This window comes from Janthinobacterium sp. GW823-FHT01H08, assembly GCF_058797855.1.
On sequence record NZ_CM179504.1, the window covers coordinates 4,382,893 to 4,396,606 of the forward strand.

General features: G+C 62.6%; 14 protein-coding genes and 1 riboswitch. Of the genes, 5 read left to right on the forward strand and 9 right to left on the reverse strand.

Annotation, left to right across the window (positions count from 1 at the left end):
• The first annotated feature begins 7 nt into the window (after nucleotides 1-7).
• Nucleotides 8-463, forward strand: coding sequence for a hypothetical protein (locus AC3RCG_RS19620; protein ID WP_409028265.1), 456 nt, complete (start codon nucleotides 8-10; stop codon nucleotides 461-463).
• A gap of 30 nt (nucleotides 464-493) precedes the next feature.
• Here the strand turns inward: AC3RCG_RS19620 and AC3RCG_RS19625 are convergent, their stop codons facing one another.
• The 4 genes from AC3RCG_RS19625 to AC3RCG_RS19640 all read right to left on the reverse strand — a co-directional run bounded on the left by AC3RCG_RS19625 (nucleotide 494) and on the right by AC3RCG_RS19640 (nucleotide 2,090).
• Entirely contained in the window at nucleotides 494-952 is a 459-nt protein-coding gene (locus AC3RCG_RS19625) for an acyl-CoA thioesterase (protein ID WP_492403077.1), read from the reverse strand.
• Nucleotides 953-1,040: 88 nt separating this feature from the next.
• A complete protein-coding gene (locus AC3RCG_RS19630; RefSeq protein ID WP_070223908.1) occupies nucleotides 1,041-1,409 on the reverse strand; it encodes a hypothetical protein in 369 nt (122 codons plus the stop codon).
• A gap of 129 nt (nucleotides 1,410-1,538) precedes the next feature.
• Nucleotides 1,539-1,676 carry a hypothetical protein gene (locus AC3RCG_RS19635; protein WP_162995739.1) on the reverse strand — a complete coding sequence of 46 codons (138 nt, stop codon included), beginning with the start codon at nucleotides 1,674-1,676 and terminating at the stop codon, nucleotides 1,539-1,541.
• A gap of 240 nt (nucleotides 1,677-1,916) precedes the next feature.
• Nucleotides 1,917-2,090 carry a hypothetical protein gene (locus tag AC3RCG_RS19640; RefSeq protein WP_175445159.1) on the reverse strand — a complete coding sequence of 58 codons (174 nt, stop codon included), beginning with the start codon at nucleotides 2,088-2,090 and terminating at the stop codon, nucleotides 1,917-1,919.
• A 137-nt stretch (nucleotides 2,091-2,227) separates the two neighbouring features.
• Here AC3RCG_RS19640 and AC3RCG_RS19645 point away from each other — a divergent pair, with 137 nt between their 5' ends.
• The 3 genes from AC3RCG_RS19645 (at nucleotide 2,228) to AC3RCG_RS19655 (ending at nucleotide 5,730) form a co-directional block, all read left to right on the forward strand.
• The gene (locus AC3RCG_RS19645) at nucleotides 2,228-3,460 is read left to right on the forward strand and encodes a glycosyltransferase (RefSeq protein WP_121670011.1); all 1,233 of its coding nucleotides are present in this window, start codon (nucleotides 2,228-2,230) and stop codon (nucleotides 3,458-3,460) included.
• A 188-nt stretch (nucleotides 3,461-3,648) separates the two neighbouring features.
• On the forward strand, nucleotides 3,649-4,629 hold the full coding sequence (locus AC3RCG_RS19650) for an EDSAP-1 family PEP-CTERM protein (RefSeq protein WP_083287582.1): 981 nt from the start codon (nucleotides 3,649-3,651) through the stop codon (nucleotides 4,627-4,629).
• A gap of 108 nt (nucleotides 4,630-4,737) precedes the next feature.
• Nucleotides 4,738-5,730 carry an EDSAP-1 family PEP-CTERM protein gene (locus AC3RCG_RS19655; RefSeq protein ID WP_492403081.1) on the forward strand — a complete coding sequence of 331 codons (993 nt, stop codon included), beginning with the start codon at nucleotides 4,738-4,740 and terminating at the stop codon, nucleotides 5,728-5,730.
• Between the two features lie 19 nt (nucleotides 5,731-5,749).
• Here the strand turns inward: AC3RCG_RS19655 and AC3RCG_RS19660 are convergent, their stop codons facing one another.
• The 5 genes from AC3RCG_RS19660 to AC3RCG_RS19680 form a co-directional block, all read right to left on the reverse strand.
• Entirely contained in the window at nucleotides 5,750-6,850 is a 1,101-nt protein-coding gene (locus tag AC3RCG_RS19660) for a nitroreductase family protein (protein WP_070288671.1), read from the reverse strand.
• Nucleotides 6,851-7,720, reverse strand: coding sequence for a ThiF family adenylyltransferase (locus tag AC3RCG_RS19665; protein WP_070223918.1), 870 nt, complete (start codon nucleotides 7,718-7,720; stop codon nucleotides 6,851-6,853).
• An 87-nt stretch (nucleotides 7,721-7,807) separates the two neighbouring features.
• On the reverse strand, nucleotides 7,808-9,367 hold the full coding sequence (locus AC3RCG_RS19670; protein ID WP_070223920.1) for a methyl-accepting chemotaxis protein: 1,560 nt from the start codon (nucleotides 9,365-9,367) through the stop codon (nucleotides 7,808-7,810).
• Between the two features lie 122 nt (nucleotides 9,368-9,489).
• The gene (locus AC3RCG_RS19675) at nucleotides 9,490-9,687 is read right to left on the reverse strand and encodes a hypothetical protein (RefSeq protein ID WP_010399555.1); all 198 of its coding nucleotides are present in this window, start codon (nucleotides 9,685-9,687) and stop codon (nucleotides 9,490-9,492) included.
• Between the two features lie 95 nt (nucleotides 9,688-9,782).
• A complete protein-coding gene (locus AC3RCG_RS19680; protein ID WP_409028260.1) occupies nucleotides 9,783-12,626 on the reverse strand; it encodes a M16 family metallopeptidase in 2,844 nt (947 codons plus the stop codon).
• Nucleotides 12,627-12,811: 185 nt separating this feature from the next.
• Nucleotides 12,812-12,962, forward strand: a riboswitch (FMN riboswitch).
• Between the two features lie 94 nt (nucleotides 12,963-13,056).
• On the opposite strand from AC3RCG_RS19680, the gene ribB reads away from it, so the two are divergent.
• A complete protein-coding gene (gene ribB, locus AC3RCG_RS19685; protein ID WP_121670015.1) occupies nucleotides 13,057-13,704 on the forward strand; it encodes a 3,4-dihydroxy-2-butanone-4-phosphate synthase in 648 nt (215 codons plus the stop codon).
• The last annotated feature ends 10 nt before the right edge of the window (nucleotides 13,705-13,714 follow it).

Consider the following 13,714-nt stretch of genomic DNA (forward strand, 5'->3'; position numbering starts at 1 on the left):
CTGAAAAATGAAAACGTTAACGGTATCTCTGTTTCTCATTGTTTTGGCCGCAATTCTCAGCCCGCCAGCCGCTGCGCAAGTCATTCTTCAACCCATGGGGATCGCCCCCATCATTGCCGGACAAACCCTGACATGCGGCGGCGCGGTTTCCTATGTGGCCGCCATCCCCGATATTGCAATGGCATCGCCAGGCGTATTATTATTCCGCCCTGATTTTTTCTACCTTCCGCCTTTTATACAATGGTATATCTATACGCATGAATGTGCGCATCAATATGTGGGCAGCAACGAAAGGGCCGCCGATTGTTGGGCAATACAACTGGGCAGAGATCAGGGTTTTTTGCCGCCGCAAGCCATTCAACAAATTTGCGCCTTCACATTCCCCAACCCGGGCGACTGGACGCATTTACCAGGCCCCATACGTTGCGCAGAAATGCAAATGTGCTACGCACATGGCCAATAACCGGCTGAGGCCATTCATGACGCTACACAACTACTTCTTCGACACCTTCTGGCGCGACAGCTTGCGCAGCTTGGCTTGCTCGAAGCGCGCATACTGCTCCGGCGTCTCGAGCACCAGTGGCGGCACGGCCACCGGCTTGCGGTTGGCGTCCACGGCCACCATCGTGAAATAGCAGCTGTTGGCGTGGCGCACCAGGCGCTGCTGGATGTTTTCCGTCACCACGCGGATACCCACTTCCATCGACGTCGTGCCCGTGTAATTGATCGAGGCGAGGAACGTCACCAGCTCACCCACGTGGATAGGCTGCAAAAACATCACCTGGTCCACGGACAGGGTCACCACATAGCTGCCCGAATAGCGGCTGGCGCAGGCGTAGGCGACGCTGTCGAGGTATTTCAGGATGGTGCCGCCATGCACGTTACCGGAAAAGTTGGCCATATCGGGCGTCATCAAGACCGTCATCGTCAGTTCGTGGGCCGACCAGTTCATCGCGCTGTCCAAAGTGTTCTCCAAAGGGGAAATAAAAGTGAGGGGGATGTGAAAACCGGCCCCAGGGGCCGGTTGCCGGGACAGGCTGTTACAGTCCCAGGGTGTCGATGTCGGCCAGCGATTCGCGGCCCTTGTCGGAAATGTCGTGGCCCTCGCCTTCGGCGCGCGCCACGATGTGGGCTTTCTTGCCCAGAAAGTATGCCACTTCCGTGTCCAGCTTGGTCAGCGGATCGGCGGCGACGGCGCGCAGCCCCATGATGCAGCGGCGCAGGAACAGCAGTTGCTGCGCCTTATCGGTGATGGACAGACGGCCATCGCGTGCATAGCTGAGCAGCTTCAGGCCGGACAGGCGCTTGGCATTGCGGGCAACGCAAGCACTGGGGCGCTCGGTCTTGATGCCGCGTGCAACTTGCTCCAGCGCGTCATATTCATCGGTTGTTAATTTCTCGTTCTTCATTACTTTTCCATAAAAGGCCAGGTGTTCGGCCCCCATGGTACGCGCCCCGCTGCGCATCGGCAACAGGCAACGTGCATCTACCGCCGCCGGCCAGGCGGCCAGGCGGCGGAAACATGCGTGTGATGAGCGTTATTTGTAGCTGCGCAGCAGCAGCCATGCGAGGCCGCAACCAGCAACGGCACCCGCCAGGGCCAGCGCCACGAGGTGTTTGCTGGTGATCACAGGCCGCCGGCCCAGGTAGATTTTGTTATGCAAGGAATTGCCCACGATGGTCTCCTGTACAAGAATTTTTATGATGTCTCATTATAAGAACAGAATCGTGACGGCCGCATGACACTCGACAGTTGGGGCTTGATTTGTATCCACTCGGCAACATTTGTGGGCATTTTTGTTGTTTAAATGGCGTACCTCCGGCGAGGCCCGCGCCTTCCATTTCTGACTGGAAATAAACACGGCGCGCGCCTGCCCACCGCAGGCCTTGGCGCGGCGCCATGGCACGAAAACCGCTCAATGCATTTTCACGGGCGGTGGCGGCGGCGTTGGCTCCTCGACCGGCACGGGGTCGATGTGCGGCGGCTGTTCCGGCGGCGGCGTGAGGGGATCGCCTTCCGGCGGTGGCGGCATATCGGGTTCGGGCGTGCTGTGTGCACGCAGCGGGGAAAAACGGAATTGTGGCTGCATGGTGGCCTCCTTTGCCCCACTCTAGCCGATGCGGCCAAATCCTGGCGCCCGCCAGTGGCACGCTGCAGGGGAACTAAACGGCGTGGCGCCACTCCAACTTGGCAGGCATCCCCTACAGCACGAGTGCAAGCGACCCTATGGCGCGCAAGAAAATCCTCTTTATGGCCGAGGCAGTGACCCTGGCCCATGTTGGCCGCCCACTGAGCCTGGCCCAGGGCCTGGACGAGGAAGCGTACGAGGTGCACTTTGCCTGCGCCGATGGGTATGACTTTTGTTTCAGGCAAGCCCACTTCCGCCGCTGGCGCATCGACAGCATTTCATCACTGCAATTTCTGCAGGCGCTGGCCCACGGCAAGCCCGTCTATACGGAAAGCACCTTGCACGCGTACGTGGAAGATGACTTGCGCCTGCTCAATGCCGCCCAGCCCGATCTCGTGATCGGCGACTTTCGCCTGTCGCTGTCCGTCAGCGCGCGCCTGCAGCACATTCCCTACATTACCGTCAGCAACGCCTACTGGAGTCCCTGGGTGCGCCAGCATTACACGGTGCCCAGCCTGCCCCTGACGGGCGTGCTGCCCATCTGGCTGGCCGATCCCCTGTTCCGCCTGATCCGCCCGCTGGCCTTCGCCTCGCATGCCGTCCCCCTGAACCGCGTGCGCCGACGCCATGGCCTGCCATCGCTGGGCAGCGACCTGCGGCGCATCTATACGGATGCCGACCGCACCTTGTACGCCGATATTCCCCAGCTATTTCCGCCGCATGGCATGCCACCCACGCACGACTACCTGGGCCCCATCATCTGGGCGCCGCCGCTCGACTTGCCGGACTGGTGGCAGCGACCGGAACTGAGCAGCGGACGGCCGATCGTCTATGTCACGCTGGGCAGCTCGGGCCAGGGGCAATTGCTGCCGCGCGTGCTGCGCGCGCTGGCGCCCCTGCCCGTCACCGTGCTGGCGGCCACGGCCGGCACCATCCGCGTCGATGCCGTGCCGCCGAATGCCTATGTCGCGCCCTTTCTGCCGGGCGACGCGGCCGCCCGCCGCGCCAGCCTGGTGATCTGCAACGGCGGCAGCCCCACCAGCCAGCAGGCGCTGACGGCAGGCGTACCCGTCATCGGCATCGCCGGCAACCTCGACCAATTCCTCAACATGCACGGCATCGCGGGCGCCGGCGCCGGCCTGCTGCTGCGCGCCGACCGTTTCCAGGAAACCGCCCTGCGCCATGCCGCCACCCGCATGCTAGACGATGGCCGCGCCAGGCTGGCGGCGCGTCAACTGGCCACGGCCATGCGCGACTATGTGCCAGGGCAACGCTTGCTGCCCCATCTGCACGCCCTGCTGGGCTCGTCGCCCCGTGGTAGCCAGCCTTGACGGGCGCCGTCGGTTTTTCTTACAACGCGTCCGGCAACACCTGCACTGTGTCAACAAAAGCACGCCAAGTCATTGATTTCAAAAGAACCTCATGCGTTGGCATGGAAGTCGCTTAAGTCTGGCCATGAGCACCTGCCGACAGGACTCAGGCAAGACTTCCAGACTCACTCAACCACGAGGTGAATGACATGAAACTTTCTAAACTGAAACTGCTCCCGGCGGCAGCGACACTGGCCATGCTGTGCGCGGCCGGTAGCGCACAAGCGGGCGCCTACGGCTATTCCTACAACAACATCTTCGGCCTGGTCATCGCCGTGCCGACGGGCCAGATCACGGTGGCCAACAGCACCACGATTTCGCGCAGCACGGCCACCCTGAACGGCGTGAGCGTCATCAACGGCGGCGCCGGTTCGCTCGACGCGCCGCGCGCCAACGTCGGGGCCGTCACCAAGGGCGAAAACGACTTCACCCAGCAAGGCCCCACTGGCACCTATTCGCGCGGCGATGCGCAGATCGTCAGCACGCAGTTCCCTTCGTTCCCGCCCGGCTCCACCTCCACCCAGGTGGTGAACGTGGCCGAAGCCCATCTGGGCGGCCCTGCCGGTACGGCCGATGCCTCCGGGCGCAATGGCTCGACCACAGGTTTTTCCGTCGATTTCGTCGTCGGTTCGCCCACGGCGACGCTGAGCTTTGACTTCCTGGCGTCGCCCTTCATGCAGGTCTTCCTGCAAAGCACGGTAGGCCAGTTGTCCACGGCCACGGCCAACCTGGTCGTCACCTTCACCATCACGGATGCGGCGGGCCTGACGGTGTTCAACTGGACGCCCGATGGCGTGATCGGCTCGGGCATCTTCGGTGGCACGGAAAACGCCGACGGCGCCAACCTGAACACCAGTCTGGCGACCAATTTCCTGACGCGCGGCAACCTGTTCACCTACGACCCTTCCGGCTGCGGCACGCCCACGGGCACGGGCGTCGGTACGGGCTGCGGCAGCAACTTCAGCTCCGTCAGCAATGCTTTAACGGCCGGCAACTACACCTTGACCTTGAATGCGGTGGAAAGCGTGGACCTGGTGAAACAGGCGGTGCCGGAACCTGGCACTCTGGCACTGCTGGGTCTGGGCCTGGCTGGCCTGGGCTATGCCCGCCGCCGCAAGGTTGCCGCCTGAACCAGGCAACAGGGGGATTTACAGGCGAGGGAGTCTCCTCGCCTTTTTTTATGTGGCAAGCCTGTCGGTTTTCCTTACAACGCGGCCGACCGGCAGATGAGGATTTTCATGACTACATTTTCTTGTACCCGCTTGCCAACGGCCCTGCTGGCCTTGCTGTTGCTGGCCAGCAGCGGCACTGCCGGCGCCGCCGCCTATGGCTATTCGTACACTAGCGTCTTTGGCCTCGTCATCAGCAACCCCACCGGCTCCACCACCTTGGTCAGCAATATCGACCTGTCGCGCACCACCGCCACGCTCAATGGCAGCAGCGTCATCCACGGCGGCAGCAACGAGATCGATGCGCAGCAAGCGACACGCGGCGCCGTCACCAAGGGGGAAAATGATTTTACGCAACAAGGCATGGGCACGGCCTCGTTTGCGCGCGGCGAGGCGCAGATCATCACCTCGCAAATCCCCCCCTTTCCACCAGGCTCGACCAGTACGCACACGGTGAATGCGGCGGAAACCTTCCTCACTGGCGGCGGCAGCGCCGACGCCTCGGGACGCAACGGTTCCAGTACCGCGATGACCGTCAATTTCGTCGTCGGCCAACCGGGCGCGACCCTGGCCTTCGACTTCCAGGCCCTGCCTTTCATGCAGTTGTACCTCGATGCCCTGGCCGGCACGGGCTCGGCGGCCACGACGAATATGGCGATGACGTTTACCATCATCGATGAACATGGCCAGATCGTCTTCAACTGGGCCCCCGACGGCAACCTGGGCTCCGGCATCCTGGGCGGCACCGAACTGGCCGACGCCGCCAGCCTCAATACAGGGTACGCACAAACGCCGCTGACCAGCGGCAGCGTGTTCACCTACGATCCCGGCGGCTGCGGCGCGCCCACGGGCACGGGCATCGGCACGACGTGCGGCGGGCAGTATGGCGCCGTCACGGACAATCTGGTGGCAGGCAGCTATACCCTGGTATTGAACATGCTGAACAGTTCCGAACTGGCCTATGTGCCGACGGACACGCCGATACCGCTACCTGGCACCTTGCCGCTGCTGGTGGCGGGTCTGGCGGCGCTGGCTGCCCTGGCGCCACGGCGGCGGCGCTGACCGCGCAGGGAGTCACGCCTCACGGCCCAGCCGTGGGCGCCACCAGCAAGTCTTGCAGCGGACGGCGCAGCGAGCGCGCACTGGCCGCCGGCCCGGCGCCGATGCGCCCGAGGAACACGGCCCGCTCGACCGCCGCCTCCCCCAGCACGCCCTGGCATTGCACGGCCAGCTCCTGCGCCATGTCCTGCATGCCATCGGTGCGCGAAAAGGCGCGCCGTTCGCGCACGTAGCGGGCAAAGATCAGAGGCGTCAGTTCCGGCTGCAATTGCAGTCCCAGTTGCGTGGCCGTCAGCCAGAAGCGCTGCATGGCGCGGCCGGCCGCCACGTAATCGTCGATATGGCGCGGCGGCGCATCGGCCAGCAGCACGAAATGCGCGGCACAATACAGGCCCGGCAGCAAGTCCATCTGCAGCCGCGGAGCAATCGTGCCGCCCAGCCAAGTATTGAAAAAATCCACGCGGCGCCAGCTGTGCATGACCCAGCGCATCAGCCGCGCCGTCATGGCATCGACGCCGAGCGCCTGCTCCGGGATGCGGTCGGCACTGAAGCGCGCCCCCCATTCAATGACGTCGCGGTGCACCTTGTGCGCTTCGGGCATGGTCAGGCGCAGCTTCGCATTGTCGAACATCAGCCGCGCGCAGGCCAGGCGCGCGCGCCCGCCTTCGAACCACTGCACGCCGTAGCCGGGCGGCAAGCTGGCCGCCAATGCCGCCTTTTCGCTGGCGCGCAGGCTGCGCGTGCTGAGCCGGCGCCGCTGCACGCTGCGGCGGGGCAGGAAGGCCGCCAGCGGATCGGGCAGCATGCCCGGGCTGTCGACCAGCCGTACGTCGAAGGTGGGCAAGGTGTCGGGCATGGACAAACGCCGGCGCGCTTCCATGCGCAAGCCGTGACAGCTGGCCGCCAGGGCCATGCTTTCAAGCAAGGCACCCAGCGACAGCTGGCTGGGATGGCCGTCGAGGTCATACACGCAATGGCTGCGCGTATCGAAACCATGCACGACCACGTGCCGCTGGTCGACGACTTCAAAGCGCCACGGCTGCGTATTGTCGCCGCTGGGCGCCCAGCGCGCCTGCTCGAGGATGTTTTCCAGCACGGGATCGTTCAGCAATGCTTGCGCCATTTATGCCCCCTGTGCGGCGCGGCGCCGCTTGATGATGGCCATCGTCAGGCGCTGCAGCGGATGACGGTTGCCGCCTGGACGCCAAGTATGCACGAGCTTGTTGCGGTAGGCGTCGAAATGCACGCCGTGCGGTGCCGCCATCACCTTGCCCCGTTTTAACAGGATTTTCAAGGCTTCCGTGGCGGCCGCGCCCGCGCACAGCTGGCAGCCCATGATGGTCGACGGCCCGCGCCGCTCCTTCAGGTTGATGGCGGACGGGTCGACCAGATACGGGCCGTGCAAGCCGGACGGCGCCAGCCCGACGAGGAAGCGCAGTGCCTTCTCTTCTTCGGGCAAGTCGCCCCAGCCAAAATACTCTTCGAACGTCATGCCGCCCGGCATGAAGCTGAGCACGGCCGTGCCCATGCCCAGCGGCGCGGCCGTGATGGCGGGAATGCCCAGGCGCGCGCACGTGGCGAAGGTGGCCTGGCGCGCGGGGAAGGCAAAGAAATCGAGGCCATCCACGTACAGGTCGACACCGGCAAAGAACTCCGCCAGGTTGCTGTCGTGTATGCCGTCGGGAAATTGTTTAATCTCCAGTTCGGGATTGATGTCCTTCGCCATCTGCGCCAATACGGCCACCTTGGGCTGGCCCAGGGTCGACATCATGGCGCCGGCCTGGCGGTTGAAGTTGGCGATATCGAAGGTGTCGAAATCGGCGATGTGGAAGGCGCCGATGCCCAGCCGCGCCAGGGTCAGCAAGTGCACGCCGCCCACGCCGCCCATGCCCGCGATGGCCACGCGCTTGCCGCGCAAGCTGTTTTGCTCCGCCTGCGTGACCCAGCCCAGGTTGCGGGCAAATGCCGCGTGATAGGAAAAACCTTCTGTCATGCTCACCTCTTCTGTGCATCCATTGCGGACGAAAAAGTTTGGACAGGTGAGCCGGGGATAAGTTCCCCCGTGATAGATAAAAAGCGGCTAGCGCGTCAGGCGCCGCTGCGCCGCGGCCGGCGCCACGGCGCCCACCTTGAACACGCTGACGATCTGCGCCAGCCCGGCCGCCTGCTCGTTCATGGCCTGCGCTGCCGCCGATGCCTGCTCGACCAGGGCCGAGTTTTGCTGCGTCATGTTATCCATCTCGACGATGGCCTGGTTGATCTGCTCGATGCCGGCGCTCTGCTCGGCGCTGGCCGAGGAAATCTCGGCCACGATATCGGTCACGTGCTGCACGCTGGAGACGACTTTTTCCATCGTTTCGCCCGCCAGCGCCACCAGTTTTTCACCGGCGCCCACTTGCTCGGCGGAGCTGTCGATCAGTTGCTTGATCTCCTTGGCGGCACTGGCCGAGCGCTGAGCCAGGTTGCGCACCTCGCTGGCCACGACGGCGAAACCACGGCCCTGCTCGCCCGCGCGCGCCGCTTCCACGGCGGCGTTCAGGGCCAGGATATTCGTCTGGAAGGCGATGCCGTCAATGACGGCGATGATGTCGCCGATTTTCTTCGACGAGGCATTGATGGCGCCCATGGTGTCAACCACCTGGCTCACCACGCCGCCGGCCTGCGTCGCCACTTGCGAGGCAGAAATGGCCAGCTGGTTGGCCTGGCGCGCATTGTCCGCATTCTGGCGCACGGTCGAGGTCATTTCTTCCATGGTCGAGGCCGTTTCTTCCAACGATCCCGCCTGCTGCTCCGTGCGCGCCGACAGGTCGTGGTTGCCCGAGGCGATCTCGCCCGATGCCGTGGAAATCGATTCCGCATCGCTGCGCACCTGGCTCACCAGATGCGCCAGGTTGTCGCGCATGGCCTTGATGGCCATCAACAGACTGGACGTATCGCCGGGACGCGTGTCGATCTGCGTGGTCAGGTCGCCCTGCGCGATTTGCGCCACGATGGCGGCGGCATAGTCGGGTTCGCCCCCAAGCTGGGCCAGGATGCGGCGCAGCATCAGGGCCGCCAGCGCGCCCACCACCAGCATCAGCGCACCGCCGATGGCCAGCAGCACGCCCGCCTGGGCCCAGAATTTGTGGTTGATGTCATCGATATACGTGCCCGTGCCGATCAGCCAGTCCCACGGTGCAAATTTCACCACGGCATACATCTTCGCCACGGGGTCGGGCACGCCCGGACGCGTGCCGTCCGCCTGCACGAGGCCGATGCGGCTGTTGGCCAGCGCGGCGCGGTAGCGGTCGCCCGACTGCTTCATGTTCTTTTGCGGCGTGCCGATGCGCGACGCATTCGGGTGCACGTACAGCAAGTCCGTGCTGAAATCGCGCACAAAGTAATACATTTCGTCCTTGACGAAGCTGCCGATGGCCAGCTTGGCCTGCTGCTGGGCCTGCTCCCGCGTGAGCTTGCCCGACTGTTCCAGCGCGTACGCCTTTTCCACGGATGCGTTGGCCAATTCGACCAGCACCGTCAATTGCTCGACGCGCTCGGCCATCATGGTCTGGCGCAGGGAATACAGGGAGAAGGAAGCGATGAGGACGATGCCCAGCAAGGTGCTGAAACACAGGAGGAGAATGCGTGAACGGAGTGTCATGGGTGCCTGGAGTGAATAGGAAATTTAATTGCCCGATGGAAATCTTTTCAGAAAAGCAAAACGGGCGGCGCTACCGGGCTGTGCCCGGCAGGCACCGCCCGCTGTAAGTCGTGTTTAAAAGGTCAGGCCAAGGCTTCCTTGGCCGCCTCTTCCGGCGTCAAGCCGTCGTAGAACTGGTCGGTAAACCACTCGACCTGCTCTTCGATGTGGTCCTGCGCCTGCGCCACGGTGGCGCCGCCAGCCACGAGGAAGCCTTCGACCTCGATACACCAGTTGATCAACTCCAGGGTTTCCGGATCGAGCTCTTCTTTCTTAGCCATCGTATTTCCTTGCTTGTTAAATTGCGATATCACATCAATAAGCGGCAGTTTAACAGCTTCGCCACGCTGCCGCCCATGCAGATCAAACACGAGGATTACTTGGCTGCAACATTTTTACGTTCCGGATACAGCACCACCTGCACATAATTGTGCATGTCCAGGTAGCGCTGCGCCGCCAGTTTGACGGCTTGCGGCGTGATGGCGCGCACGCGTTGCTCGTAGCGCAGAATGTGCGCGGGGTCGCGCCCCTGCGTCACCGAACCCATCAACTGATTCATCCAGTAGTTGTTTTCGCGCAGGGATTTCTGCTGGCGCGTGATCCAGTTCAGCTTGACCTTTTCCAGATCGGCCACGGATGGCCCGTCCGCCTTCATCTTGTTGATTTCGGCAAAGGCGGCGGCGATCACCTTGTCCACGTTTTCCGGTCCCGTCGGCAAGTTCAAGGCCACCGAATAATGGCCGTACGGATGCTGGCCCATCGAGGTTTCAAAGCCGCCGCCATAGATCATGCTCATCTTTTCGCGCAGCACTTCGATGACTTTCAGGTTCAGCACCTCGCCCAGCGCCTGCAGGGTCAGCTTTTGCTCGTCCGAATACGCGACGTCGCCATTGAAGGTGATGGAAATCGTACTCTTGGGCTCGCTGCCCATATAGATATCCTTCTTGACGACCCCGGTCACCGGGCGCATGCCCACGTCGCGGTAGGCGTGCGCCACCTCGCCCACGGGCAAGGTGCCCAGGTAGCTGGCGATCAGCGGCTTGATCTTGTCGAGCTCGAAGCTGCCCGCAAAGATGAAGGTCATGCCGCGCGCGCTGGAAAAACGCTGGCGGAAGATGTCCAATGAGCGGTCCAGGCCCACCTTGTCGAAATCGGCCGCACGCGGCACGCCATCGACGCGGGGGTTGTCGCCATACATGGCGTGCTGGATGGCATCGTAAAACACGGCTTCCGGCTGCGCCATGCTGTTTTTCGCCAGGTCTTGCTGCTTGCCGATGAAGGACTGGTACAGGCCCGCGTCCTTGCGCACGTCGTTGAAATACAAATACACGAGCTGCAACATGGCTTCCACATCGGCGCTGCTTGCCGAGCCGCCAAAGCCTTCGCTCAGTTCGCCCAGCGAAGCGCCCACATTGACCGTTTTGCCGGCCAATACTTTTTGCAAGTCCAGCGGCGCCAAATCCTTCAGACCCATGCTGCCGACCACGGCGCTGGCGTAGCGGGCGTTGTAGATGTCGGCGTCGCCAAACAGCGACTGGCCGCCGAAGCGCGTCGAGCCCATCAGCACCTGGTCATTCTTGAAGTCCGTCGGTTTGAGCAGCACGCGCACGCCATTGCCCAAGGTCAGTTCCGTCACGCCGATGGCACTGTTTAACTTTTCCGAAACGATGCTGCCGCCGGCCGGCGGACCGTCCATCAGCTTGCTGGCGAGCACTTTTTCCGTGCGCGGCTCGACCTTCTGCTGCTCGGCCTTCGCCACGGCGTCGAGCAATTGCTGCTGCGTCGGCACGCTGGACGTCGCATCGCCCGCTTTCGGTTCGGCCCCCATGAAGACCACCAGCTTCTTTTGCTGGTCGGGAATCACCTTGGCCACCGTTTCGTTGATTTCCTGCAAGGTTACCTGCGGCAAGAGTTCCTTCGCGTACAGCAATTCATTGGCGATGCCGGGAATGGCTTCCTGCTCCAGGAAGTTGCGCGAATACTCGGCCACGAAGCCGGCCGAATCGGATTTGTCGCGTTCGCTGTAGGCGCGCTCGTAATTGCGCAACATGTCCTTGCGCGCGCGGTCCAGCTCATCCTGGCTGAAACCGAAGCGGCGCGCCCGCTCGTCTTCCTGCACCAGCGCATCGACGGCCGGCTGCACGCCGCCCTTGCCCAGCAAGGCATAGGCGCTGAACGATTCATAGCCGCGCACCAGCTTGCCCATGCTGCTGCCGCCCTGGATGAACGGCGGGTTGGCCTGCTGCGTCAATTCCTGCATGCGCGCGCTGAGCATTTGCCCGTACAGGTTTTCGATCATCTGGCGGCGGTAGTCGGCAATGGTGACGGGCTCCTGCGCGGCGCGGATCGGGTAGCGGATGAAGACGCTGTCGTCCGGTGCTTCCTTGTCCGTGATCACCACCGCTTCCGTTTGCGAGCGCTGCGGTACTTCCGCATACAGGCGCGGACGCGGTTTCGCGGGGTTTTTCAGCTTGCCGAAATGCTGCTGGATCAGCTTTTCAGCCTGTTTCGGCTCCACGTCGCCGACCACCATCACGGCCATCAGGTCGGGACGGTACCAATCCTTGTAGAAACGCTTGATGGCTTCCGGCTTGAAGGTTTTCAACACGGATTCCTTGCCGATCGGCATGCGTTCCGCATAGCGCGAACCGTTCAGCAGCTTCGGATACAGCACCTTGTTCATGCGGTCGCTGGCGCCCTTGCCCAGGCGCGCCTCTTCCAGCACGATGCCGCGCTCGCTATTGATGTCGGCCGGATTGAATTTCAAGCCGTGCGCCCAGTCTTCCAGCACGAGAAAACCTTTTTCCAGGTTTTCCTTCTTGTTCGTGGGAATCGGCAACACGTAGACGGTTTCATCGAAGCTCGTGTAAGCATTCAGGTCGGCGCCGAACTTCACGCCGATCGATTGCAAATAGGAAATCAGCTCATTGCGCTTGAAATGCGTGGAGCCATTGAAGGCCATGTGCTCCGTGAAATGCGCCAGGCCTTGCTGGTCGTCATCTTCCAGAATGGAGCCGGCTTTCACCACCAGGCGCAATTCCACTTTCTGCGCGGGACGGGCATTTTTCTTGATGTAGTAGGTCAAGCCGTTCGGCAGTTTTCCGACGGTAACTTCTGGCGCCAGCGGCAGGGGATCGGTCAAACGGATTTCCGCCTGGGCCATGCAGGCGCACGCCAGCAAGACGGCGCCCGAAATCAGGCGTAATTTACTCAGCTTCATGTATTCTCAACGGTAAAATTCAGTAGCCATACCTTACACTGAAATTCTGTTTCCGCCATTAAAAACAGCTTAGGAAAAACCGCTTTTCCCAGGCAACTTTGCCGAATGACAAACTCAACGGTGTCCTGCCAGCTTTTTGCAATTGTGCTAAAGTATTGCCGCCGGTCATGTGGACCGGCACAACAATACGTCTTCGGGGCGGGGTGCGATTCCCCACCGGCGGTAAGACCGGCAACGGTCAAGCCCGCGAGCGCTTTCCAGGCACCGCCTGGTGAGGTCAGCAGATCTGGTGTGAATCCAGAGCCGACGGTATAGTCCGGATGAAAGAAGATGTGCAGTAGTGTGATGTCCCATCGCCACGGCGATGCGGCCAGTTGCGTCTATTCGCTTGCCCTGCAGCGTTTTTCGCCTATGCGAGGAGCGTTTCACCATGTTAGTCAACAGCTATACCCTGCTTTCCAACGACCTGGAAGGTCGCATCCAGTCCGCCCTGGCCGCCATGCGCGCCGGCATCCCCGTCATCCTGCTCGACGATTTCGACCGTGAAAACGAAGCCGACCTGATCCTGTCTGCCGAAAAATTGACGAACGAAACCATGGCTTTGCTGATCCGCGAATGCAGCGGCATCGTCTGCCTGTGCCTGCCGACAGATGTCGTCAGCGCGCTGGAATTGCCGCCCATGTCGCCCGACAACGGCAGCCGCTACGGCACGCCGTTTACCGTCTCCATCGAGGCGCGCGACGGCGTCACGACGGGCGTGTCGGCCGCCGACAGGGTCACCACCATCCGCGCCGCCATCGCGCCGGACGCCAAGCCCGCCGACCTGGTGCGCCCCGGCCACGTCTTCCCCCTGCGCGCCGCGCCCGGCGGCGTGCTCGAGCGCCGTGGCCACACGGAAGGCTCCGTCGACCTGTCGCGCATGGCGGGCCTGAATCCGGCCGCCGTGCTGTGCGAGCTGATGAATCCGGACGGCACCATGATGCGCGGCGACGATATCGAGCGCTTCGCCGAGCTGCATGGCATGCCGATCCTCACCATCGAAGAACTGGTGGAATGGCGCAGCACGCGCGAGCAATAACGCTGCAATA

What these genes read in the sequence shown, in the direction of transcription:
- AC3RCG_RS19670 (WP_070223920.1), bottom strand. Translation starts at nt 9,367, where the DNA reads ATGACACTCCGTTCACGCATTCTCCTCCTGTGTTTCAGCACCTTGCTG.
- AC3RCG_RS19640 (WP_175445159.1), bottom strand. Translation starts at nt 2,090, where the DNA reads ATGCAGCCACAATTCCGTTTTTCCCCGCTGCGTGCACACAGCACGCCC.
- ribB (WP_121670015.1), top strand. Translation starts at nt 13,057, where the DNA reads ATGTTAGTCAACAGCTATACCCTGCTTTCCAACGACCTGGAAGGTCGC.
- AC3RCG_RS19660 (WP_070288671.1), bottom strand. Translation starts at nt 6,850, where the DNA reads ATGGCGCAAGCATTGCTGAACGATCCCGTGCTGGAAAACATCCTCGAG.
- AC3RCG_RS19645 (WP_121670011.1), top strand. Translation starts at nt 2,228, where the DNA reads ATGGCGCGCAAGAAAATCCTCTTTATGGCCGAGGCAGTGACCCTGGCC.
- AC3RCG_RS19655 (WP_492403081.1), top strand. Translation starts at nt 4,738, where the DNA reads ATGACTACATTTTCTTGTACCCGCTTGCCAACGGCCCTGCTGGCCTTG.
- AC3RCG_RS19665 (WP_070223918.1), bottom strand. Translation starts at nt 7,720, where the DNA reads ATGACAGAAGGTTTTTCCTATCACGCGGCATTTGCCCGCAACCTGGGC.
- AC3RCG_RS19675 (WP_010399555.1), bottom strand. Translation starts at nt 9,687, where the DNA reads ATGGCTAAGAAAGAAGAGCTCGATCCGGAAACCCTGGAGTTGATCAAC.
- AC3RCG_RS19650 (WP_083287582.1), top strand. Translation starts at nt 3,649, where the DNA reads ATGAAACTTTCTAAACTGAAACTGCTCCCGGCGGCAGCGACACTGGCC.
- AC3RCG_RS19620 (WP_409028265.1), top strand. Translation starts at nt 8, where the DNA reads ATGAAAACGTTAACGGTATCTCTGTTTCTCATTGTTTTGGCCGCAATT.
- AC3RCG_RS19625 (WP_492403077.1), bottom strand. Translation starts at nt 952, where the DNA reads ATGAACTGGTCGGCCCACGAACTGACGATGACGGTCTTGATGACGCCC.
- AC3RCG_RS19630 (WP_070223908.1), bottom strand. Translation starts at nt 1,409, where the DNA reads ATGAAGAACGAGAAATTAACAACCGATGAATATGACGCGCTGGAGCAA.
- AC3RCG_RS19680 (WP_409028260.1), bottom strand. Translation starts at nt 12,626, where the DNA reads ATGAAGCTGAGTAAATTACGCCTGATTTCGGGCGCCGTCTTGCTGGCG.